This window comes from Paenibacillus sp. EKM206P, from assembly GCF_011066155.1.
Taxonomy (GTDB): Bacteria; Bacillota; Bacilli; order Paenibacillales; family Paenibacillaceae; genus Paenibacillus; species Paenibacillus polymyxa_D.
Genome location: NZ_JAAMNQ010000002.1, coordinates 278,141 through 301,600 on the forward strand (window position 1 = coordinate 278,141; position 23,460 = coordinate 301,600).

At 46.9% G+C, this 23,460-nt stretch carries 18 protein-coding genes; 11 read left to right on the forward strand and 7 right to left on the reverse strand.

What is annotated here, in order from left to right; genetic code table 11:
* Window positions 1-11: 11 nt before the first annotated feature.
* The 3 genes from rd to G9G53_RS04980 are packed head-to-tail and all read right to left on the reverse strand — an operon-like array spanning window position 12 to window position 2,650.
* A complete protein-coding gene (rd, locus tag G9G53_RS04970; RefSeq protein ID WP_069012221.1) occupies window positions 12-182 on the reverse strand; it encodes a rubredoxin in 171 nt (56 codons plus the stop codon).
* 2 nt (window positions 183-184) lie between these two features.
* Window positions 185-1,378 carry an NAD(P)/FAD-dependent oxidoreductase gene (locus G9G53_RS04975; RefSeq protein ID WP_165145776.1) on the reverse strand — a complete coding sequence of 398 codons (1,194 nt, stop codon included), beginning with the start codon at window positions 1,376-1,378 and terminating at the stop codon, window positions 185-187.
* 36 nt (window positions 1,379-1,414) lie between these two features.
* Complete coding sequence (locus G9G53_RS04980) at window positions 1,415-2,650, reverse strand: FprA family A-type flavoprotein (RefSeq protein WP_039271834.1); 1,236 nt, start codon at window positions 2,648-2,650, stop codon at window positions 1,415-1,417.
* 347 nt (window positions 2,651-2,997) lie between these two features.
* Here G9G53_RS04980 and G9G53_RS04985 point away from each other — a divergent pair, with 347 nt between their 5' ends.
* The 8 genes from G9G53_RS04985 to G9G53_RS05020 all read left to right on the forward strand — a co-directional run bounded on the left by G9G53_RS04985 (window position 2,998) and on the right by G9G53_RS05020 (window position 14,448).
* Entirely contained in the window at window positions 2,998-3,339 is a 342-nt protein-coding gene (locus G9G53_RS04985) for a cupin domain-containing protein (RefSeq protein WP_029518716.1), read from the forward strand.
* A 114-nt stretch (window positions 3,340-3,453) separates the two neighbouring features.
* Entirely contained in the window at window positions 3,454-4,227 is a 774-nt protein-coding gene (locus tag G9G53_RS04990) for a class I SAM-dependent methyltransferase (protein WP_029518715.1), read from the forward strand.
* Window positions 4,228-4,500: 273 nt separating this feature from the next.
* Window positions 4,501-6,132 carry a response regulator gene (locus G9G53_RS04995; protein ID WP_029518714.1) on the forward strand — a complete coding sequence of 544 codons (1,632 nt, stop codon included), beginning with the start codon at window positions 4,501-4,503 and terminating at the stop codon, window positions 6,130-6,132.
* Window positions 6,129-7,892 carry a sensor histidine kinase gene (locus G9G53_RS05000; protein WP_029518713.1) on the forward strand — a complete coding sequence of 588 codons (1,764 nt, stop codon included), beginning with the start codon at window positions 6,129-6,131 and terminating at the stop codon, window positions 7,890-7,892. The genes G9G53_RS04995 and G9G53_RS05000 overlap by 4 nt, the downstream gene beginning before the upstream one ends.
* A gap of 210 nt (window positions 7,893-8,102) precedes the next feature.
* The gene (locus G9G53_RS05005; RefSeq protein ID WP_029518712.1) at window positions 8,103-9,770 is read left to right on the forward strand and encodes an ABC transporter substrate-binding protein; all 1,668 of its coding nucleotides are present in this window, start codon (window positions 8,103-8,105) and stop codon (window positions 9,768-9,770) included.
* Window positions 9,771-9,784: 14 nt separating this feature from the next.
* Entirely contained in the window at window positions 9,785-10,765 is a 981-nt protein-coding gene (locus tag G9G53_RS05010; protein ID WP_029518711.1) for an ABC transporter permease, read from the forward strand.
* A 564-nt stretch (window positions 10,766-11,329) separates the two neighbouring features.
* The gene (locus G9G53_RS05015) at window positions 11,330-12,253 is read left to right on the forward strand and encodes a carbohydrate ABC transporter permease (RefSeq protein WP_029518710.1); all 924 of its coding nucleotides are present in this window, start codon (window positions 11,330-11,332) and stop codon (window positions 12,251-12,253) included.
* Between the two features lie 62 nt (window positions 12,254-12,315).
* Window positions 12,316-14,448, forward strand: a complete 2,133-nt coding sequence (locus G9G53_RS05020) for an endo-1,4-beta-xylanase (protein ID WP_165145779.1) — start codon at window positions 12,316-12,318, stop codon at window positions 14,446-14,448.
* A 179-nt stretch (window positions 14,449-14,627) separates the two neighbouring features.
* Here G9G53_RS05020 and hxlB read toward each other — a convergent pair whose 3' ends face one another.
* Together hxlB and hxlA are read right to left on the reverse strand one after the other, a co-directional pair.
* Window positions 14,628-15,185 carry a 6-phospho-3-hexuloisomerase gene (gene hxlB / locus G9G53_RS05025; protein ID WP_165145782.1) on the reverse strand — a complete coding sequence of 186 codons (558 nt, stop codon included), beginning with the start codon at window positions 15,183-15,185 and terminating at the stop codon, window positions 14,628-14,630.
* A gap of 5 nt (window positions 15,186-15,190) precedes the next feature.
* Complete coding sequence (gene hxlA, locus G9G53_RS05030; protein WP_029518706.1) at window positions 15,191-15,826, reverse strand: 3-hexulose-6-phosphate synthase; 636 nt, start codon at window positions 15,824-15,826, stop codon at window positions 15,191-15,193.
* A 494-nt stretch (window positions 15,827-16,320) separates the two neighbouring features.
* Here hxlA and G9G53_RS05035 point away from each other — a divergent pair, with 494 nt between their 5' ends.
* Window positions 16,321-17,196, forward strand: a complete 876-nt coding sequence (locus G9G53_RS05035; RefSeq protein ID WP_165145785.1) for a DNA-binding protein — start codon at window positions 16,321-16,323, stop codon at window positions 17,194-17,196.
* A 193-nt stretch (window positions 17,197-17,389) separates the two neighbouring features.
* Here the strand turns inward: G9G53_RS05035 and G9G53_RS05040 are convergent, their stop codons facing one another.
* On the reverse strand, window positions 17,390-18,226 hold the full coding sequence (locus tag G9G53_RS05040) for a methyl-accepting chemotaxis protein (RefSeq protein WP_165145788.1): 837 nt from the start codon (window positions 18,224-18,226) through the stop codon (window positions 17,390-17,392).
* Window positions 18,227-18,424: 198 nt separating this feature from the next.
* Window positions 18,425-19,660: a peptidase T gene (gene pepT / locus G9G53_RS05045; RefSeq protein WP_029518703.1), complete on the reverse strand. Its 1,236-nt coding sequence runs from the start codon at window positions 19,658-19,660 to the stop codon at window positions 18,425-18,427.
* A gap of 143 nt (window positions 19,661-19,803) precedes the next feature.
* Between pepT and G9G53_RS05050 the strand changes: the two genes are divergently transcribed.
* Entirely contained in the window at window positions 19,804-20,868 is a 1,065-nt protein-coding gene (locus tag G9G53_RS05050) for a LacI family DNA-binding transcriptional regulator (protein ID WP_165145791.1), read from the forward strand.
* 200 nt (window positions 20,869-21,068) lie between these two features.
* The gene (locus tag G9G53_RS05055; protein ID WP_165145794.1) at window positions 21,069-23,363 is read left to right on the forward strand and encodes a glycoside hydrolase family 2 protein; all 2,295 of its coding nucleotides are present in this window, start codon (window positions 21,069-21,071) and stop codon (window positions 23,361-23,363) included.
* Window positions 23,364-23,460: the final 97 nt, after the last annotated feature.

Here is a 23,460-nt window from a genome sequence, read left to right on the forward strand (position 1 = left end):
GCGCATGGTTGTTATTCTGTATCATCTATTGGAGAAAAATGGCTTTGATCCTCACCGCAGACCGGACAAACCCAGTCCTCTGGGAGATCCTCAAACGCTGTACCTGGCATTACGTCTTCATCGGGGTCGCCGATTGCAGGATCATAAATATATCCACAGGGTTGACATACATATTTTTTCATCTTTAGTTCTCCTTGTCATTCAAAATTTTTGTAAGCTCTGGTGCGTCCGGTTTGAGTCCCTGCATGATAGCTGTTTTGTAGGGTAGTGAAGCAAGAGCATCCCCAAAGCCAATCACGCCGCAGATAGAGCCGTCTTGTATGAACATACGTGTATAAGAAGCTTGATTTTTAGTAATCAGGCTGGTGTCGCAGACTTGTTCATCTACTAGACCGATGGAAAAGAGAGGGGATTCGTAGCAGTTCGACAGGGTTACAGGGAGGGGACGCTGATAGCTGACGGATGCGCCAGCCATATTGGCGCCTGCTATTTTTCCCTGCTCCATTGCGCTTTCCCACAACCCATCTACTCTACCCTGAAATTCGGCTGCATCACCTGCTGCATAGATATTGGCGGAGCTGGTCTCCATCTGCGCATTCACCAGAATGCCTTGTCCAATATCAAGGCCGATTTGGCGAGCAAGCTCCGTATTAGGTACAATTCCGATAGAGTACACGACATGCTCGCAGGGGATAACAGAGCCGTCCTGTAGTTCCACACCTTCTACGTGATCTGTGCCTTTAATACGCTTTACGCCTTGCCCAAGGTGTACCTGAGTACCCCGTTCGGTTATTCGATCGGTCAAAATAGCGGAGGCCTTTTCATCTAGCTGGCGGGGCATAAGCCGATGCGAAGCTTCCAGTATGGTTACAGAATATCCTGCTTGCTGGAAGGACCAGGCGGTTTCCACGCCTTGAATACCGCCTCCGATGATGCATATCCGGTCTCCCTGTCGCAATTCCGCTTTAAGGCTATCTGCATCTTGTCGAAAACGGATATTGTGAACGTTCCTTAGAGAAGCCCCCTCTAGCACAAGCTTACGGTTGTGAGCTCCTGTACACAGCAGCAGCTTGTCATAAGCAACGGTTTGTCCATTTATGGTTTGGATAGTACGATCCTCAGGATGTATCTCGGTTACCTTGATGCCGGAATATACATGAATTCGTTGATTGGCAAACCATTTTTCCTTTTTGATCAGGATTTTGTCACTGTGCAAATCAGTGAACAGTCCCTTGGAAAGTTTGACTCTGTTGTACGGAAAGGATGCTTCCTCTCCGTAAATAGAAATTTCAGCCAGCTCATCATGATCTCTAATCGCTTTTGCTGCGTTGACGGCGGCGACACTGCCTCCGATAATAACGTAATGTTGGTTACCCATTCAGTATCTCTCCTATTCGCTATATGCTACTGTGTTTTAAATAACACTAAGCAGTAGATCTGAGACAAATTCAGCGGCATTTTTAATTTTTTTCACTTTTTCAACATCTGTAGGAGAGAAACGAATACGTACCGGGAATTCCACATGGGTCATACCTGTTGATTTGATTACATCTGAAGTGCTTTGGACCTTCATATTGGTACCGTTCAAGTAATCTTGTACGACTTCAATGGCTTCCCCGCTCCAGCCGTAGGAACCAAAAGCAGCAGCCAGCTTACCTTCCAGATTCATCTTTTGCATTTGTTGCAATAGGTCTTCCAATTTGCCCGTCATATCAGCATATTTGGTAGAGCTACCGACGAAAACAGCATCCGCTGAGGCAATACTATTCAATATTTCCGTTTCATCGGCTTTATCCACGTCCCATAGCTCCACCTTGATTTGGTTCTCTAAAAAGCAGTCTTTCAGAATGTTTGCCATTTTTTTAGTATTATTTTTTAGGGTGGCATAGACAATCGCTACTTTTTTATCCTCCTTGGTTTCTGTACTCATAGAGGCGTACAAATCGATAAACTTGGCAATATCATGCCGGATTGCGAAGCCGTGGGAAGGTGCAATCATCTCAATATCCAGATCGGCAACAGCTTCGATTAATGTGCGCACATATCTGCGATGTGGATGAATAATAGCCTGATAGTATCCGACAAAGTCCTCGGTGATATCAAAACCAGCCTCATCGGCAAATAGATGCTCTACAGCCACGTGTGTACTGAAAATATCGCAAGGGAACAAGATTTTATCTTCTATACAGTACGTAATCATGGTTTCTTCCGTATGCAGGTAAGGTGTTTCTTTGAACAGCAGCGTTTTGCCTCCAATGTCCAGTTGATCCCCATCCTTGATGACGAGGAAGTTGCGATGCTGAAGCTTGTACATTTGTTGAATTTCCGGAACGGCAATCTCCGTGCAGACGATCGTAGCGTTCGTTGCCTTGGAGGCAAGTGCCGCCAATCCGCCCGAGTGATCTGGTTCCGTGTGATTGACGATAATATATTGAATATCCAATGGATCGATTAATTCGGCTACAGCCTCTGCAAATTCTCTACCGAACGCCATATCTACGGTATCTACAATGGTTGGTTTTCCGGTTTTCAATAGATATGCATTATAGGTTGTGCCCTTAGATAGTAGAAGACGATGAAAGGGAACCTCACGATTATCAATTTTTCCTACCCAATAAATATCCTTTGCCAGTTGGAATCCTGGTTTCATAGGAACAACCTCCTGCTTGTTTTTGTTTGTCTAACACAATTCGATTCTAGTTGGATGTGTCGATGAAAAAGATGATTGAAATCAAATTTTTAAATATTTCAAAAGTATTTTTGACTTTAGGATTTTGCAAAATTCGATTCCAGTCGCCCCAAAGTACAATATATAGACGAACTAGACCATTTCGATCTATATATTTTGTTCATTGAAAGTCGCTTATTGGATTTTTGCAAAATTCTCCTTAAATTTAGTATTGTGATTGCAATCACAAGGCGAGCGAAATAATCCAATACAATAAAGGTATAAATCCATCTTAAGCAATTTAATTCCAAACAGGAGCGTGAACCAATATGAAAAAATCAAACCTCATTCAATTTCAGGAATATAAGGAAGCAGCCTTTACAAAACGAATTGTGCATAAGGAAGCCGACAATGTAATTTTTATTCTCAACTTTACTCCTAATGCCGAGCTGCCAACACATAATCACCCGGGAGCGAATGTATATTTGCTTGTTCTTGAAGGCAGCGGTACTGTAACTGTGAACGGCGAAGCAACGGAAGTTGTCCAAGGGGATATCATTCATGTTACGGGCGATGAGCACTTTTCCTATCGTGGCGGTGCAGAGACGAATTCCAGTCTGCATGTAGTGTTGACCCAAACGCCAAGTGAAAGCTATGCGCAGAACATATAAAAGAAGACATAGCAGCAACATGCTCATATAAAAAAAAGAAAATGGTTATTTTTTTTACACTCGTATTGATAATGAATATCATTATCGTATTTTAAAAAGAGGTGTTAATGGCCAATGCAGACAGTAGATTACAATCAGGTGCCAGGGCACTGGGTATTAGCAAGTCTCGGTAAGCGCGTGCTTAGGCCCGGAGGGTTAAAAACGACACGTTGGATGATAGAGGGACTTGACGTAACCGGGCAGGATGAGGTCATTGAGTTTGCCCCCGGATTGGGTATAACTGCCCAAATCACACTACAGCTTAATCCCCGCCGTTATATTGCGATTGAACAGAATGAGAAGGCGGCCTCTATCGTAAAAACGTATGCAAGCGGAGCAAACCGGGAAGTCATTATTGCCGATGCTGAACAAGTTCCGTTGCCGGATGCCTCTGCGACGGTGGTATATGGGGAAGCCATGCTGACGATGCACACAAGGGCCAAGAAAGCGCAGATTATTTCGGAAGCCAGGCGGCTTTTGAAAGTAGGCGGGAAGTTTGCTATCCATGAGATGTGCCTTGCTCCTAGCCATATTGAGCCTGCGCTCAGAAAGCAAATTTACAAGGACTTGGCTGTAGCCATGCGAGTTAACGCGACACCGTTGACGGTGTCAGAGTGGGAACAGTTGCTGAAAGAGGAAGGCTTTAAGGTCGTTAAAATCTATACGGTTCCCATGCACTTATTGCATCTGCCACGTATCATTCAGGACGAGGGCTGGTTGAGACTTGGAAAAATCACCTTTAACCTTATGCGTAACCATGCTGCCCGGACAAGGGTTATGGGTATGCGCAAGCAGTTTGTAAAGTACGCCGACCATCTGCAAGCGGTCAGTATCATCGCTGAGCGATAGCCTGAATTCACGAATAAGAGAATAATAAAGCTTTTTACGCAATAGCAAAAAAAGGAGACGACCCCCCATTCAGGGATTCGTCTCCTTTTTGTATATTTGCTGCTTGGCTTGGCTGCTGGTGTGCGCATGCTTTGCACCCCTCTATTTGTCATATCATAGGTGTGGTGAAAATTTCCAATCCCTGATGTTTTTACATTATCATAGTGACTAAGATCGTTGGAATAGTTAACTAAAATAATAAAATAGGCGTACATCAAAAGGAGGAAGCGTGTTATGAAGCTGCATCGAGCCATTGTGGTAGATGATGAAACCTTTACTCGTAAAGGGCTGCTTCAACTCATGGATTGGCAAGCCTGTGGTTTTGAAATCGTAGGAGAAGCTGATAACGGTGAGGATGCGCTGGAGCTAATCAGCCGTATTCACCCGGACCTGGTCATTACCGATATTCGTATGCCTGTGCTCGACGGATTAGAGCTGATTCGATCTGTGCTCGAACAGAGTACAGAACATCCCGCGTTTATTATCTTAAGCGGCTATAGTGATTTCGCTTATGCGCAGCAGGCAATCCGCTATGGGGTTCATGATTTTATGCTTAAGCCGATTGATGAGGGTGACTTTTCGGCTACATTGCGCAAGCTGAGTGAGAGACTGCATCGTGAACAACAGAATGCGCAACGATATCAGAATCACCATGCAGGTGGGTTGTTAGAGACTGTGATGATGAACCCAGTGGATGATGTAGTGGTGACACAGTGGGAGCAGCAACTACGGCTTGAGGAGGCCACTTCTATGTACTATGTACTCGTCGAGCTGAATGACCAACATCCCTGGCGCTCTGGTGACAATAATATTATGCTATCGCTTTTCCAATTCAGGGAGCTTATAGAGCAAGCACTTCATCGTTTAATGGATGGCAAGTACCCTCTCTATGTCCATGAGCATCGCAACCGAATTGGTCTTATCGTACCGGACTTCTTTTTGAACTATTTTCAAGGCAAGGTCGAAGTCTTTATGAAAGCGCTACAACAGGAGATAGAGGGGATGAAGTCACTAAAAGACCAGCTGGGAAGTCGGGTTTTCATTTATGCAGGAAAGCCTGTGAATCGGTTGCAGGATATCCAGCAGTCCTATGCCTGTGCGAAGGAAGCAGTGCTCCATAAATACATTTATGATCATAGCGGTATTGTTGTATATCTACAGGAGGGAATGCCACCACTCCACTATAAGACCATACATCAGGACGTACTGGATCGCATGACGGAACAAGTCGAGGAACTGCGGTTGGAGGAGCTGCGTGTGGCCGTGGATAATTTATTTAGCAGCTTTCGGGAGGAGTGTTATGCACCTGAGGCTGTGAAAATGAGTTTGCATCAATGCGTACTTAGTATCGTTCGGGTCATTCAAAACATGCAGGGAGATGAGCGCTCACTTCGGTCACTAGAACCGATGATGAACTGGCAGGACATGAACCTGTCCCTGGGTGAACTACAGCGATTGTTTACAGCTTTTGCAGAGGAAAGTGGAAGGTATATTGGGGTTCTGCGCAAGGATTGTCAGCAGGGAGGCATCCAGCACATCCGTGCTTACATTGAGCAGCATGCCGCCGAGAATATAAGCCTGAAAAGTATTGCGGCTCGCTTTTACATGAACCCGGTGTACCTCGGTCAATTGTTCAGAAAAACGTATGGTGTGTACTTTAACGAATTCTTGCTGAAATTGCGCGTTCAGGAGGCAAAACGTTTGTTGCGGCAGACGGATCTGCGGATTTATGAAATTGCGGAGCGCGTGGGCTTTGGCAGTTCAGACTATTTTGTTACCCAGTTTGAAAAGACGGCGCACGCCACGCCTAGTGAATACCGCAACAGCCTGAGTATTGGCGACGAGCCAGAGAGGGCCGGCGAATGAAGATGCTGAGGACGACTCTTGATCATGTGCGATTGCGGGATAAAATGCTGCTGCTTTATTTTCTGTGTGTTTTCGCGCCTGTAGTGTTGACCAATCTGGTTTTTTACCATGTTACCTCACAAAATGTGAAAGAACAGCGTATTCAGGATATTTCGCGTGCACTGGAACAGATTAAAATTGAATTTTACCGTGAATTTGAAGATGCGATGGAAATCTCGTCTATCTTTTATACCGATCATCAGCTCAATGAGGTGTTGGAACAAACATATCCCCACCCTGCTGATTATATTGCTGCCTATGACTCTTATTTACGTCGTATCTTGAACAATAATTACAGTCCTGTATACCATTCCGTAGGTGGAATTACGATCTACACCGATAATTCAACGCTGCTGGATTCCGGGGGAGTCAGTTTTATAGATGAGAGGGTCAGAAGCTTGCCCTGGTATACCAAAATCCCGCCTGGACGCCAGTCCAAGCCTATATTTGTACGTACCGATGACAGTACAGGCGAACAGCTGCACCCTTTCAGCCTGATTCGGCGGATGAACTACTTTTATTCCCAAAATGGTCGTGAAAAAATACTGAAAATAGAACTGCGAATGTCGTCCATTCGTGAGATTTTCAACAACCTGAATTTGCAGGGAAGTCTCTTTCTGCTGAACGAACGAGGGGAAATCGAATATACAACGGATCCCAAAGTTGCTATAAACCACAAAAGTGTGGCCTATAGCACCCTCAAGCTGCCCGAGGACACGATGGAGTTCAAGACGAATTATGTGCTTACGAGCAATCTGAACGGCTGGAGCATTGTGGCAGCGGTATCCAGAGATGAAATGCTGTATGAAATGCAGGAATCCCGCAACTTTGTGCTCTTGTTAACCTGTGTAAATATGCTGTTACCTACATTAATTATTATCTGGATTACACGTTCGCTGAACGTGAGGATTCATCGTATTTTAAAGCACATGAAAAAGGTGAAAAACCAGCATTTTGAGCTGATTCCCGGTACAGAGTCGCGAGATGAAATCGGGCAATTAACAGGTGAGTTTAACCGGATGACGCTGAAAATAAAGCGACTGATTAACGATGTGTATATGGCTGATATTCAACGAAAAAATCTGGAAATTCAGCGCAGACATGCCCAGTTGAATGCACTTCACAGCCAGATCAACCCCCATTTCCTGTTCAATGCGCTGGAGACGATTCGCATGAGGAGCTTGATGAAGCATGAGGATGAGACAGCGCACATTATTCATAACATGGCACGGATATTCCGCAATTCGCTGGTGTGGAACAAGGATCGGGTTACTTTGCGGGAGGAGCTGGAGCTGATCCGTTGTTTTCTGGAAATCCAGCAATATCGCTTTGGTGAGCGAATACAGTACGAAGTGCAGGCGCGCTCTGAAGACTTGGACAATCTGCTTCCCAAAATGGTCGCGCTGACACTGGTTGAAAATGCAAGTATCCACGGCATTGAGCCGCTAAAGCATGGGGGACGCATTGAGATTCATTTTGAGCATGAGGAAGGACAACTGATTCTAACGGTTCGAGATGATGGGGTGGGCATGTCTGAGGAACAGGTACAACGTTTATATGGTTACATGCAAAGGCAGGAAGAAATGGGTGAGCGTATAGGTCTGCAAAATGTCATCTATCGTCTTAAACTTTACTACGGGAGCCGCTTTGAGCTTGCCATACGCAGTGCCCCCGGCGTGGGTACGGAGATACGAATTAGGATTCCTGCGGATCGGGAGTGAGGTGGAGAGCGGTACCTATTTTGCTTTGAAGGACCTTTACCTATAGTTTCCTAAGTAACACCTTTAGATTGGCAGGTGAACGAAATGGACGGCATTTTATAAAATGAAAGTGCTTACAATTTAGGGCGTGCGGGATTCCCAGTGCTTGCGGTACGTCCGCACGATATTCACACACAATCGACAAAAGAGGGCGAAAGGGGAAGGTCTGGCATGACAAGCAAAAGGTTCGGAATCATCGGTCTGGTAATGGTTATGATGGCATCTATGATCACTGCTTGCTCAGGGAGCTCGGGCAAGGAGCCAGCGTCAGGAGATAGCAAGGAGAAAGTCACATTCACGTATTTTAATGCCACTGCGGGCAGGGACATTAATACCAATGAAACGCGGATCGGCAAGATCCTGGAGGATCAGACGGGGGTAAACTGGAAGCTGGAGCATTTGGTGGGTGATTCCAATACGAAGATCGGTACATTTATTGCCAGTAACGATTTCCCGGATGTGATAGTACCGGATGGCACGATCGATAAGCTGCTGGATGCCGGGGCTTTTATTCCCCTGAATGATTTGATCGACAAATACGGACCGAATATTAAGCGTGTATATGGACCGTACTACAACTTGATGAAGGCGGAGGATGGGAACATTTATTTTCTTCCGCTCAGTGCGGTGGTAGGCGATTATTTACCTGCGCCTAACTTGGAGCAAGGAGCCTTTTGGGTGCAACGCAGGGTATTAAAAGAAGCGGGATTTCCAAAAATCAAAACACTTGACGAGTATTTAGCCCTGATTCGTAACTATGCGAAAAAACATGCAGATGAGGGCTTGACTGGGTACCTGGCGTTAACCACGCAGGATAGGTTTTATGCTCTTACGAACGCGCCGATGCATCTGGCAGGCTATCCGAATGATGGCGGCACGATTATTGATATGAAGACACACCGGGCCACGGATTATGGAGATATGGAAATCACAAAGCGGTATCTGAAAGAGCTAAATCAGCTCAATGTAGAGGGCCTATTTGATAAATCGTCCTTTGTGGACAATTACGATCAATATTTGGCGAAGCTGACTTCGGGTAAGGTGCTGGGCTTTTTTGACTACCGCTGGCAGGCGGGGCAGGCCCTGAATAATCTGCAAGAGGCTGCCAAGCAATCGGGCAATGATGATATGGAGTATATAGGGCTGCCTATTGTATACGACCAGAATATAAAGGATCAGTACATTGATCCGTCGTCATTCGTTAATAACCGAGGCATAGGAATTACGGTCAGTGCCAAGGACCCGGTACGTATCATCAAATTTTTTGACAACCTGCTGACGGACGAAAACCAGATATTATCCAACTGGGGAATCAAGGGGGAAACCTATGATGTAGATAAAAAAGGACGCTTTTACCGGACTGAGGAGCAAATTAAGCAGACTGGTCAGGACGCGTTCCGCGAATCATTCGGGTTCAAATATTTTGAATATAGTTGGCCGCGATACGGTAGCGGTTCTACCCTGCCTGACGGTAACTCGGTTGGCCCCGGACGGCAGCCTGAGGTTGCGCGTATGTCCTACACCGAGGGAGATAAAAAGCTACTAAAAGTCTATGGTGTAGAGTCCTTCTCGCAAATGTTTTCCGCACCTGACGAGCGCCCATGGTATCCGGCCTGGAGTATTCCGATTGCTCAAGGCTCAACTGCGCAGCTCTTTCAGCAAAAGAAGGGGGACCTACAGCGCAAATATTTCCCGCGTTTGGTGCTGTCTGCACCGGAACAGTTTGATGCGATTTGGAATGAATACACTACTGAATTCAACAAGCTGGATGTAAAGGCGTATGAGGAGTTGATCACGAAGGAGGTTGCCAAAAAAATCGAAAATCCCGGTAAAAAATAAAGGAGGAAGCAGCTATGGGCCACTCGTCACCACCACCTGTCACGATCTCCCCGGATCATTTTCCGCCCTCGCGGCGAACCGGCTTTAGGGGATTTATGCACAAGCTGAATCAGCAACGGGCACTAGTATGGATGTCCGTCCCTTTTTTAATCTGGCTGTTCATCTTCAAGTATTTGCCCATCTGGGGCTGGACGATTGCCTTTCAGGATTTTAAGCCTGCCCGCAAGTTGCTCGATCAGCAATGGGTTGGATTAAAGCATTTCCATTTTCTGTTTCAGGATGAACACTTTCTGCGGGTCATGCGCAATACGCTGGCGATGAGCTTTATTAATTTGGTGTTGGGCTTTGTCACCGCTATAACACTAGCAATTTTGCTGAATGAGCTTCGTCAGCTCGTATTTAAGCGGGTGGTACAGACGATCAGCTATCTACCGCATTTTATTTCGTGGGTGGTCGCGGCCAGCATCATTAGTACGGCGCTATCTGCGGATGGCGGCATCATCAATGAGGTGCTGATGTGGCTGGGATTGATTAAAGAGCCTATTCTGTGGCTGGGCGAAGGAAGCTATTTCTGGGGCATTCTCGGTGCATCGGAGGTATGGAAAAATGTCGGCTGGAATACCATCATTTATTTGGCCGCGATGACGATGATTGATCCCTCGCAGTATGAAGCGGCTGAGATGGATGGAGCAGGGCGTTTTCAGCGGATTTGGCATGTGACATTACCCGGATTGAAGCCTGTATTTATCATCCTGCTCATTATGAACATCGGCAATCTGCTGGAATCCGGCTTTGAGCCGCAATACTTACTGGGCAACGGTATGAACGTGGATTACTCGGAGAATCTGGATATTTTTGTGCTGAAATATGGTATCCAGATGGGTAATTTCTCGCTTTCCATTGCTGCCGGGATGTTCAAAACGGTGGTCAGCTTCATCTTACTGTTTAGCGCCAATCATATTGCGAAGCGGTTAGGGGAGGAGAGGTTGTTCTGAAAAAGGAGTGAGTTATGGTGAGGGACGGCCGCTTCGCATGCGGATTGTTCTTCCGATCGCTGTTATCCCCGTATTTTCTTATTGGAATAAAGATCATAGGTTAAAATCCGGGGATAAAGGCGAACGCTCCGCTTCTTCAGAACAATTCCGCCCGCTCCGCTGCTACCCGCCGTAAAGTCACTTTTTTTGAGAACTGAGGGTAGTGGCAAGGGGGGAGCTTAGGGAAGGCGCGTGACTCGCGCTTCCATGGGTAAATGCGCCATGATGGTTGGCTCAGCTTCGCTTTCGCTTGTTTTTAGGACTGCTAGTGGTGGTGATAACAGAAGGTGCGAGCTCATCCATACTACGGGTGCAGGTCAGTGGATTTTTAACAGGCCGCTTCGCTGACCTCATTAACTGCTTGAAAAATAACTTTTCTAATAACAACTGACATTAACAAAATAATTGACACAAACTACAACTCATATCACAGCACCAACAACGGCTCCAATATCAATGATCCTACCCATCGTATGGATTACATGCCTGGGTGCTTAAGCTATTTTTTAGAAAGGAGCGGAAGTCATGGGTAAAGGAAAGGCCGTACACGGGCGATTTCGGGCCCCCTCGGATCGGATTTTTGATGCGTGCAATATTCTGTTTATGCTCTGCCTGATGGTGTTCACGCTGTATCCGTTCTTGAATACGCTGGCGGTTTCGTTGAATGAAGCGAATGATTCGATACGGGGCGGGATTTATTTGTGGCCACGTGAATTCACGTGGAGTAATTATGAATTTGTGTTCAAGGAAGCAACGATTTTCCATGCTACGCTGATTTCTGTATTACGTACGGTTGCGGGCACGGTGACTTCGGTGTTTTGCTGCGCGATGGTGGCGTACACGATCAGCCGGCCGGAATATGTGCTGCGTAAATTTGTTTCGATTGCTTTTATTTTAACGATGTATTTTAGCGGTGGACTGATTCCGAACTTTCTCCTGATTCGTGAGCTTGGGATGCTGGGGACTTTCTGGGTGTATGTTGTGCCGGGATTGATTGGGGTGTTTAATGTGATTGTTATTCGCTCCTTTATTGAGGGATTGCCGGAAGGGATTTTGGAGTCGGCGCGTATTGACGGGGCTGGGGAGTTTTCCACTTTTATGCGCATCGTTTTACCGCTGTGTGTTCCCGTGCTAGCGACGGTGTCGCTGTTTACAGCAGTCGCGCAATGGAATTCCTGGTTCGATGTGTTTTTGTACAATTCGTCATATGAACAATGGAGCACTCTTCAATATGAGTTGATGAAAATACTGCAAAATTCCAACACGTCTGTTAACACTCAGGACTATGCGAGCCAATTCGCTGGTTCGGAAAATCTAGCGAAGTCGGTCACGCCTACCTCAATTCGGGCCACGATGACGATTGTCGCTTCAGTGCCTATTATTTTAGTTTATCCCTTTTTGCAAAAATACTTTGTGAAGGGTATGACCTTGGGCGGTGTCAAAGGATAGTAAATGAAAACCAATGGTGCCAAATACCAATTCCAAAAAATCGGAGTACGGGAGGGATTGCTTTGCGGTCATGTTGGGTTAAGCCTTTTTGTCTGGTACTGGCTGGAGCGCTGTTGTTATCGCCTGTCGGTTGGTGGGGGGCGTCTGTACTAAAGGCAGCTCCGTCTATAGAACATTCCCCGCCCGTTTCGGATACGGTGCTGTCAGCGGGTAATATCCATAAGACCATTGGAACGTATGGATTTGAGCAAGGAAACAGCGACGGCTGGAAACCCCGGGGAACTTATACCCAAATTGCATCTGTCACGGAAGCAGCATATGGCGGCACGCACAGTCTGAAGGCAACCGCCCGCACAGCGGCTTGGAACGGGGCGGAGCTGGATGTGAAGTCGCTATTGCAGCCGGATGTAGAGTATGAAATTAGTGGCTATGTGAAGCTAGATGGTCATTCTGCGGTTCCGAGCATGGTTAAACTTACAGTGGAGCAGCAGCCGACAGACGGGACTACGACATGGAAGACGGTAGCGCAGACGGAGACGGCGGATACATCGTGGATTAAACTTCAGGGGAAATATACTTTTACCGGGGGGATGGATGCATTGAAGCTGTATGTGGAAAGCTCGAATCCCGCGCAGGCCTACTATGTGGATGAGGTAGAAATAACACAGGTATCGAAGACGCCAACGGAGCCGGCCCATGGTATCGTATCCGGGTTTGAAGAGGGTACGGCTCAAGGATGGGTGTCCCGTATGGGAGCCGAGACCGTGCAGGTTTCGGATGCCGATGCACGAAGCGGCTCATACAGTCTGCTGACAACAGGCAGACAAAAGACATATGCCGGACCGAAGCTGGATGTGACTGCTACGATGCAAAAGGGCAGCCGATATACGGTCAGTGCCTGGGTGAAGCTGGCGCCGGGTGAGCAGCCTGCCAAGGTGAGGCTCAGCGTGCAGCGTGATCACCAAGGGAATAGTTCGTATGAAACTGTTGTAGGCGACACGGCTACTACGACAGGGGGATGGATGCATTTATCTGGTACGTATACGCTCGCGCATGATGCAGACACTGTTTCTATGTATTTGGAAACGGCAGAAGGAACGTCTTCCTTTTATATGGATGATTTCGAACTGTCACTTGTACCACCACTGGCTATTGAAAAGGACATTCCTTCTTTGCATGGATTATATGGGGGACAGTTCAGCATCGGCACGGCGATTGAAGCTTTTCAGACCGAAGGGGCTTACGGAGAGTTGGTACAGAAGCATTTTAACAGCGTCGTTGCAGGGAATGCGATGAAGCCAATCTCCTTACAACCGTCCGAGGGACAGTTCCATTGGGAGGAAGCAGACCAAATTGTGCAGTTTGCTAGACAGCACGGACTAGAGATTCGCTTCCATACCTTGGTGTGGCATAACCAAACTGGGGATTGGATGTTCAAGGATAAGAATGGACAGCCGATGACACCGACTGCTGAAAATAAAAAGCTTTTGCTGGATCGGCTGGAGACGCATATTCGCGCTGTTGCAGCGCGGTATAAAAATGTCATCACCGATTGGGATGTGGTGAATGAGGTCATTGATCCTGATCAGCCGGGTGGCATGCGCCGCAGCAAGTGGTATCAGATTACCGGTACGGATTATATTGAAAAAGCATTCCGTGTCACGAGGGAAGCGGCGGGCCCGAACGCACGACTATTCATTAACGATTACAACACGCATGAGCCGAAGAAACGGGATTTTCTGTACAATTTGGTACGTGATCTGCTCGCTAAAGGTGTACCGATTGACGGGGTAGGCCACCAATCGCATATCCGCCTAGAGTTTCCCGCTATTAGCGAGATTGAGCAGTCCATCGAAAAGTTTGCTTCGCTTGGTCTGGATAATCAGATTACCGAGCTGGATATGGGTCTTTATTCCAATGACACAGATCGCTATGAAACGATTCCAGAATCTATGCTGATCCGGCAGGCTCACCGCTATCGGGCGCTGTTCGATATGTTTTCAAGGCAGCAGGATCATATCAGCAATGTGACGATTTGGGGTACGGATGATGGAAATACGTGGCTCAGCACGTTTCCAATAGCCCGGCTGGATAAGCCGCTATTATTCGACGAACAGTTAAAGGCCAAATATGCCTATTGGGCACTTGCTGATTCGTCCAAAGTCCCGCCGTTGCCAGCAGGGAATAACGAATAAATGGTTTGAATACATGCCGGCCTTTGTTATCTCACCTGAACGCAATGGCGGTTTTACGGAAGTATGGATTGGCATGTATGCTGTATCGAACGTCCGCTTATACAAGCATAAAAGCAGGCTGTCCTTTACATTTCACATGTGAAGGACAGCCTGCTTTGTTATCGTAAAGGAATCGCGGTTTATTCCAAGTTAGCGTGTTGGCCAAACATAGATTCGGAGGTCAGCTTGCGCAGCTCCATCGTTCTGAGTACCAGTGCATCACCGTACAACAGCAGGGTTTGCTCAAACAATGAGCCCATAGGCTGAATCGTCTGGTAATCCTTGTTGGAAGGATCCTTGGGTGCACCGGGCAGCTTGACGATGATATTGGCCAGTTTGCCGATGGTAGACTCGGGGGACGTGGTTAGAAGCGCCAGAGAGGCCCCGAGTTTCTTTGCTTTTTCTGCCATGGAGATCAGGCTTTTGGTTTCGCCAGAGCCTGAACCAATAATGAGCAGGTCGCCCTCGCCCAAGCCGGGAGTTACGGTTTCACCCACCACGTAAGCTTGAATTTCCATGTGCATCAGTCGCATCGCCAGCGAGCGAATCATGAACCCTGAGCGGCCCGCACCTGCCACGAATACCTTATTCGCAGCGTTGATGGAGTGGATCAGCTGTTCCGATTCCGCATCGCTGATCAACTGTGGAACCCATTGTAGCTCGTTGAGTACCTCAGATAAATATTGAGAGGTTTCCATTGGGGTTAACCTTGTTTGATGAGCTGTTGCATTTGGGAAGCTACAGCCTTTTTGTCGTCCTCGCCAGTGATACCACCGCCGACGATAACCAGATCCGGTTGAGCCTTCACGACTTCAGCCAATGTGCTCAGCTTAATACCGCCAGCCACGGCAGTTTTGGAGTTTTTCACGACTTGTTTGACGGTTTGCAGTGCTTCGAATGGGCTCTGTCCTTCAGCTTGCAGATCGTAGCCTGTATGCACACAGATGTAGTCAACGCCAAGGGCGTCGATTTCTTTCGCACGTTGCTCAAGGTTTTTAACACCGATCATGTCCACCAGGATTTTTTTGCCGCCTTGTTTTTTGGCTTCTTCTACTGCACCTTTGATTGTTGCATCTTCAGCTACAGCCAAAATCGTAACGATATCTGCACCAGCCTCGGAAGCTTTTAGCACTTCATAGCCCCCTGCATCCATAACCTTCAGGTCAGCCAGCACTTTCAGATTCGGGAATGCTTCTTTCATTGCTTTTACTGCATGAAGTCCTTCATTGATGACAATCGGCGTACCGATTTCTACGATATCAATATACGACTCTACTTCTTTTACCAATGCAATCCCTTGTGGGATATCTACTAAGTCTAAAGCCAATTGAAGTTCCATGTTATTAACTTCACTCCTTAAGTGAATTTGTATTTGATGAACAGGTACATGCTCTGTTGAGTATCACTCTATACTTTGGTTTCATGCACAGGTTTGATTGTAAGGCCCCGGTATCCGGTTGAAAAGTACGCACTAATTCGTAACGTAGTTACCCCCACGATACTATAGCACCATAAAAACTATCCACTAGAGAGCCTATACTTTGTCTTTTTTAGTATTATTTCTATAAGGAGAGTCAACTATTCGTAACCGAGGATTTTGCAAAAATCCCATAAGCGACTGGAATCGAATTTTGCAAAATCCATAACCGTACACAGCAATGTAAGGTTGCAAAAAAAAAGAAGATAGCGATGATTGAATTGACTTCAAGTTAGGTTTTGACTATATTTGCAATATACGGTATGCAAAAATGGAGGCTAGCAGCATAACTGCCCTGAAAAATAGCCATTGGGCTAGGGGTAACCGCAATTTTCAGGCTAGGGAGGCGGGGTCTAATGGAAGAGGTCTTGAACCAAAGGGAAGCCATTTATTTGTTGTCGGACAGTCACGAACTCGATAAAGCTTGTGAGTTGTTTAGACTCAGCTACACACATAATGATTGGGATGAAGCGAACAGAGTAGCAGACTTTCTGCATACGTTGGCTGAAAACCTGTATCACACCCAACTGAGAAATGCTGCAGACGGCAAGTATGAGACATTGGACACCAAACACCCGCTAGTGTTTTATTATGCTTACAGTTATCTGGCGAAGTCTATTTACTATCAGAATATGGGCAAGTATGAGGAAGCTAGAAACTATATTATGAAGTATAGCGAAATGGGCTGGTTTATGGGGCTGGATCAGAGCGGTCACGAAGAAGTAGAGAGATTCCGGTTCCTCGCCAAGGCCAATTTATTTACGATTGAGTTACTTTCGGGGAGAAGGGAACTTTTGCCTGAGTACGTTCAATTTCTTCATGACAATGAAGAGGAGTTACTTCCAGGATTGGTTGGTATTGCGGAAGCGGCTAACTTGAATAATTGGAATATAGACGACCTGCTGAACGATTTTGCTGATGATATTAAAATATTTGAAGGTTATGAAGATAGAGCAAACCGCGTATATTATCTAAAACTGGTCAACCAATTGGCCATTTACCATTTCAAGAAGAAGCAGTACTCCGTTGCCTTAAATTATGTTCTTGATTCTCTGCAATTCTCTGCCAATGTAGAAGTGGATGCCAATTTCAGGACATTGGTTGCTCTGTTTGAGACTTATCGAGATTGGGCAACACCATCACAGCAAGAGCAATACCAAACCATTTTATTAAGGGGGCTTCATGCTGAAAAAGGCATTAATCTCGGTAACTATGGCCTTGGCGTCTCTTAGTATTGCTCTTCCGGTGGGAAATATTTGGGAAGGGTTAGACCCTGTGATTCCTTCAAATCATGGTGTTTTTTCTTTTTCTTATCCTGCTTGAGTTTCAGATTTAGATCCTTAAGCCCGATAGGCCTTTTGTACATAAAGGGAGCACACTTTTACGCATTTTGCGATCCGTGTGCTCCCTTTTTTATGCCAAAATTTATTTTACGACATACGAAGTCAGGCTATTGGCCAGATGTTGCATCGTTTCACTCGCCTTTTGCATACGGTCCATCACTTCAGTGAAAGAGCCTACCAGAGTCGCCTGCTCTTGAGAAGAAGAAACAATTTGCTCAATTTCCTGCTCCATTTGATGAATGGAGTTCTGTACATCCTTAAGGGCCCCTTCAATATCGACCGTCGCCTTTTTGGATTCTACGGATAGCTTGCGCACCTCTTGAGCGACGACACCAAAGCCTGCTCCTGCTTCTCCGACACGCGCGGCCTCAATCGCTGCATTCAATCCAAGCAGGTTGGTTTGATCGGAAATTTCCTTGATGAACACAGCTACCTGATTGATTTTACCCGAGTTTTGCACAGCGATTTGGGTGTTTTTCAAAATTTGTTCACTGGTTGCCTGAAGTTCCTCGGAATGAGCTGCTACATGCTGTACCATATCAATGAGCTGCTCGGTGATGGAGCGGTTCTCGGATACGAATTGATCCAGTTGATTTTTGTTAGTCAAATTATAAGAGGCCGCAAATGCTGCAATGACTTCACCTTTCTCGTCCAATACAGGAATACTGACCATATCCAGAGGAAAACCTAGAATTTCAGCAGGAATGTGGGTCAGGCTGGTCTCACGTCCATTTTTAAGCATGGCAAAATTCTTATAGTCCTCGAGTAGCTCCGAGCCTGTTTCAAAGCCGAGGTCCATACCCTCCGATTGGGTATACATAAGGACATGAGTTCGGTCGAAGAGAGCAAGGGTCACTTTCTCACGCATGATCTGTTGTATGTAGGGAATGGCTGCAATTAATGCATCTATTGTATTCAAATAGATAACCTACCTTTCTTTACTAGGTATATTTTTTATAGTCTCGTATATAGTTGTCGGTCTAAAGATGGATAAAAGTTATAAAGATATTGAATCTTTAAGGAAGTGAAAGCATCAGAAAAAAAGGCATACCATTTCCATTACGAAACGATATGCCTTCTATTTAATCTGAACGTGTCAGTGCTGCGTATAGGTAGTTCACTTGCCGCGTTGCTCGAACAGTTGTGCGATTTCCACAATAACCTTGGTAGCGAGCACCATGTTGTCCACCGACACATATTCAAACTTACCGTGGTAGTTCTCCCCACCTGTAAAAATATTCGGTGTAGGCAGTCCCATGTAGGATAGCTGTGAACCGTCTGTACCGCCACGGATCGGCTTGATAATGGGTTCGATATTCAGCTTTGTCATTGCTTCATAAGCGACATCGACGATATGCTTGACTGGCTCTATTTTCTCTTTCATGTTGTAATATTGATCTCTCAGCTCCAGCGCAATACGGTTTTCTCCATATGCGGCCTGCAGCTCTTTGACTACATTTGTTAAATAAGCTTTCCGGTTTTCAAAGCTCTCGCGGTCAAAATCACGGATAATATAGTACAGTTTAGCTTGTTCTGCGGTGCCTGTAGAATCCAAGAGATGATAGAAGCCATCATATCCGTCTGTATATTCCGGGGCTTCGTTTGCAGGTAACCGACTGTGCAGCTCCATAGCGATTTTGGCAGCGTGAATCATTTTGTTTTTAGCCGTACCAGGATGCACATTCACACCGTGAATGGTAATATGGGCGGCTGCGGCGTTAAAGCTCTCATACTCCAGTTCTCCGAGCGGTCCGCCGTCTACCGTATAGGCATATTCAGCGCCAAAAGCGGCTACATCAAAGCGTTCCGGTCCTCTCCCAATCTCTTCGTCCGGTGTAAAAGCAACGCGAATTTTGCCATGTTGAATTTCTGGATGGTCAATCAGGTAGTGGATAGCTGTCATGATTTCTGCGATCCCGGCTTTGTTGTCTGCACCGAGCAGGGTGGTACCATCTGTTGTGATCAGGGTGTGGCCTTTATATTGAGTCAGTTCGGGAAACTCACGTGGAGAAAGAACCACACCAAGCGAAGCATTCAGCGTGATATCGCCCCCATCATAGTTTTCCGTCAATTGCGGCTTTACCCCTGCACCAGTCAGTTCGGTAGCCGTATCGAGGTGAGCGAGAAAACCGATGACGGGAACCACTTTATCCGTATTGGAAGGAAGGGTTGCCATCACATAACCATGATCATCAATGGTTACGTCTGTCATACCAATGGCTTTCAATTCGTCCACCAAAAGGTTGCCCAATGTAAGCTGTCCAGGTGTAGTGGGGCAAGTGTGGCTGCTTTCATCAGATTGGGTATCTACCTGAACATATGTAGTCAGGCGGTCAATCAGTTCCTGTTTCATGTGGATATCCTCCTTGGTGTCATTTCTATTATGGTAGGTATTTTATCATGATTAGGCTTATAATATGAAAAAAATGGTTGAACCTTTTGGGGATAATAGTAAAATAAAAGTAAAAATAGAGTAAAATCTTAAAGGAGTCTGCAATGCCTACGTTAAAAGATATCGCCCAGGAGGCAGAGGTTTCGATATCCACGGTCTCCCGAGTGCTAAATTATGATGAGACACTGTCTGTATCAGAGGAAACGCGGCGCAAAATTTTTGAGGTTGCCGAGCGTATGAAATATACGACTGTTAAACGTAAAAATGGCGGTATTGGTCGTCAGCCCCGCAAGAAGGCGGAGGGACCCATCCGGTTGGGTATGGTGCACTGGTTTAGCGTGTACGAGGAACTGGAAGACCCTTATTATCTGTCTATCCGGTTTGGCGTGGAAAAAGAGTGCCGCCAAAGCGGGGCACAGCTGGAGCGTATTTTCAGAAGAGAGGACCTGACTGCGCTGAAGGCGTCATCCGAAGGGCTGCATGGGCTGATCGTGCTGGGGCATTTTAGCAGCGAAGAGGTAGAACGTATGCTGGAACTGCCCATTCCTTGCGTTTTTCTGGATCATTCGGTAGAGCGCACAGGGGCAGACTATGTGGTCATTGACCTTGCTCGCGCTACAGCTGATGCACTGGATTATTTGATGGGCGCAGGCCATCGTCACATCGGATATGTTGGCATGGGCAAGGATGAGCAGTCCCATGATTCCGAACGAGTCGAGCTAGATGCCCGCTATGAGACATTTTTGCGGTATCAGGAACAGCACAGGCTGTGCACGTCAAATGATATTCATGTGTGCGGCGGAACGGCGGCAGACGGCTTCCGTGCGATGGAAGCGGCTATTCTGGCAGGACTCGAAAATCTGCCTACAGCTTTCTTTGTTGCGAGCGATTCGGTGGCTATTGGGGTGTTAAAGGCACTGGAGCGGCATCACCTTGCGGTGCCGGAACGGATCTCCATTGTTGGCTTCAATGATATTCCGACAGCGGAATATTTGACCCCATCTCTGTCAACGGTCAAAACACATACCGAACTGATGGGAGAAACGGGTGTTCAGTTCTTGCTGCATACGGTACGCAACGGTCCCAACGAGGTAGGGCGCAAGGTCATCATTCCGACCGAGCTAATGATTCGCAACAGCAGTGCGCCGCTACATACCGATGCCCAATAAAATCAACGTTATGGATTTGGACAGCCCTGCCTTCCGGGGCTGTTTTTTTGATTGTAAAAAGATACAAAAATGGATTGACAATTGTCTTGTAAATGCTTACATTTAACATATATTTATTTTACTAAGTTTTACTCATTATTTTTACTCAAATATTTTACTATGGTATAAGAGTGAAAAATAAAAGGTTGAGGTGACTGCCCATGCGTACCATTTTGCCGTTGAATGACCAATGGTTTTACCTTCCTGAATATGTCGAGAGCGAAGTAAGCGCAGGCATTGATGCGAGTCGGTATGAGCCAGTTCAGCTGCCGCACACGAATGTAGAGCTGCCGTACAATTATTTTGACGACAAGGCATTTCAGTTTATTTCTACGTATAAAAGAGAGCTGGACATTCCGGCAGATGCCAAAGGTAAGCGAGTGTATGTTGATTTTGAAGGAGTCATGACCTATGCCCAGGTATATCTAAACGGGGTAAAAGCGGGGGAGCATAAAGGTGGATATACACCGTTCAGCGTTGAATTGACCGAACTTGCCGAGTATGGTGGCTCCAATGTGCTCACGGTCATTGTCGATTCCACGGAACGGGACGACATCCCTCCCTTTGGGGCAGTCATCGACTATCTGACCTACGGCGGTATTTACCGCGAAGTGCAGCTGCGAATAGTGGAGCCTGTACACCTCGGAACGGTATTCGTTCAGACACCGGAGCCGCTTGCGGCAAATAAGGCGGTGCGCTTAGTCGTGGAGCTGGAGGGCATCGGCGATCAGCAGGACGACTTGACGGTCGCGCTGCAACTGCTGGACGGAGCGAGCGTGAAGGCGGAGACCGAGCTGACAGCGGTGACGGCGGCAGAAGTAACGCTGGAGCTGAAAGAGCTGGGCGACCTGCAGCTTTGGGATATAGATGATCCCAAGCTATATGAAGCGAAGCTGACGCTGCTACGAGGCGGAGAAGCGTTGGATCAGGTGACCGTGCGCTTTGGCTTCCGCGAGGCTGAATTTCAGCCGGACGGTTTTTACTTGAACGGGCGGAAGATCAAGCTGCTCGGCCTGAACCGTCACCAGTCCTATCCGTACGTTGGCTATGCCATGCCCAAAAGAGCGCAGCGTCGTGATGCAGATGTGCTCAAGGAGGAGCTGGGGCTGAATATGGTACGGACATCCCATTACCCTCAGTCCCGTCATTTTCTAGACCGCTGTGATGAGATCGGATTGCTCGTTTTCGAAGAGATTCCGGGTTGGCAGCATATTGGCGGTGAAGCGTGGAAGGACCAGGCGGTGAGGGACGTAGAGGACATGATTATCCGTGATCGTAATCATCCCTCCATCGTCATCTGGGGCGTACGAATTAATGAGTCGCAGGATGACCATGATCTGTACACGCGTACCAATGAGCTGGCACGAAAGCTAGATCCGACCCGTGCTACGGGTGGTGTGCGTTATATTGTAGGCAGTGAGCTGCTGGAAGACGTATATACGATAAATGATTTTGTTCATGATGGTGGGCACAAAAAATATTTGGCGAAGGAAATCCGCAATTTTGATACGTATGACGATACAGAAGGCGTAGATGGCGAAACGACAGGCTTGCGCCAGCCTTCTCTCGTTACAAAGCTGGATCATCCGGTCCCTTATCTGGTAACGGAATATAACGGGCATATGTACCCGACCAAGCGTTTTGACCAGGAGGAACGGGTAATGGAGCATGCACTACGCCATACGCGGGTCCAAAATGCTTCCTATGCCGATGAGGGCATTGCCGGAGCGATTGGCTGGTGTGCTTTTGACTATAACACGCATGCTGATTTTGGTTCCGGTGATAAAATCTGCTACCACGGTGTCATGGATATGTTCCGCCTGCCTAAATTTGCAGCGAGCGTGTACCGGAGCCAGAAGAACGTCGAACAGGAAGTCGTTATGGAGCCGGTCACTTACTGGTCGCGTGGCGAGCGGAATATCGGAGGCATCGTGCCGCTGGTCGTGTTCACCAATTGCGATGAGGTGGAGTTCATCTACGGTCATGAGCGCAAAGGTGTTTATCGTCCGAACCGAGAGAAGTACCCAGCGCTTCCTCACCCCCCTGTCGTGATCGACGAGTTGACAGGCCACTGGGGCATGAAGTGGGAAGACGCTGTATTCATTGGGTACGTAAATGGGCAAGAAGTAATACGTAGATACTATTCACGTAATCCGGTGCCGACAGAGCTGCGCGTAGCTGCAGATGATACAGTGCTGGAAGCCGGCGATTGGGATGTCACTCGAGTGGTAGTCGATGCTCTGGACGAATACGGCAATGTATTGCCGTTCTATGCAGATCCCGTTTCGGTGGAGGTCGAGGGAGTGGGTGAATTGATCGGTCCTTCGAGCTTATCTCTGATTGGAGGACGTATTGCATTCTGGATTCGGTCGAAGGGGGAGGCTGGACAAATTCGTGTGAAGGTTTCTGCGCCTTCCCGTTTCGGTCCGCAGGAATTGAGCCTTCACGTGCAATAATGAAGCAAAGGCAACATACAATCCTACTAGCCACTTTTTATAACGTTTGAGCCTTCCATTATTTAAAAAAGGAGTTGTCCGCAGATTCTGTAAAGGA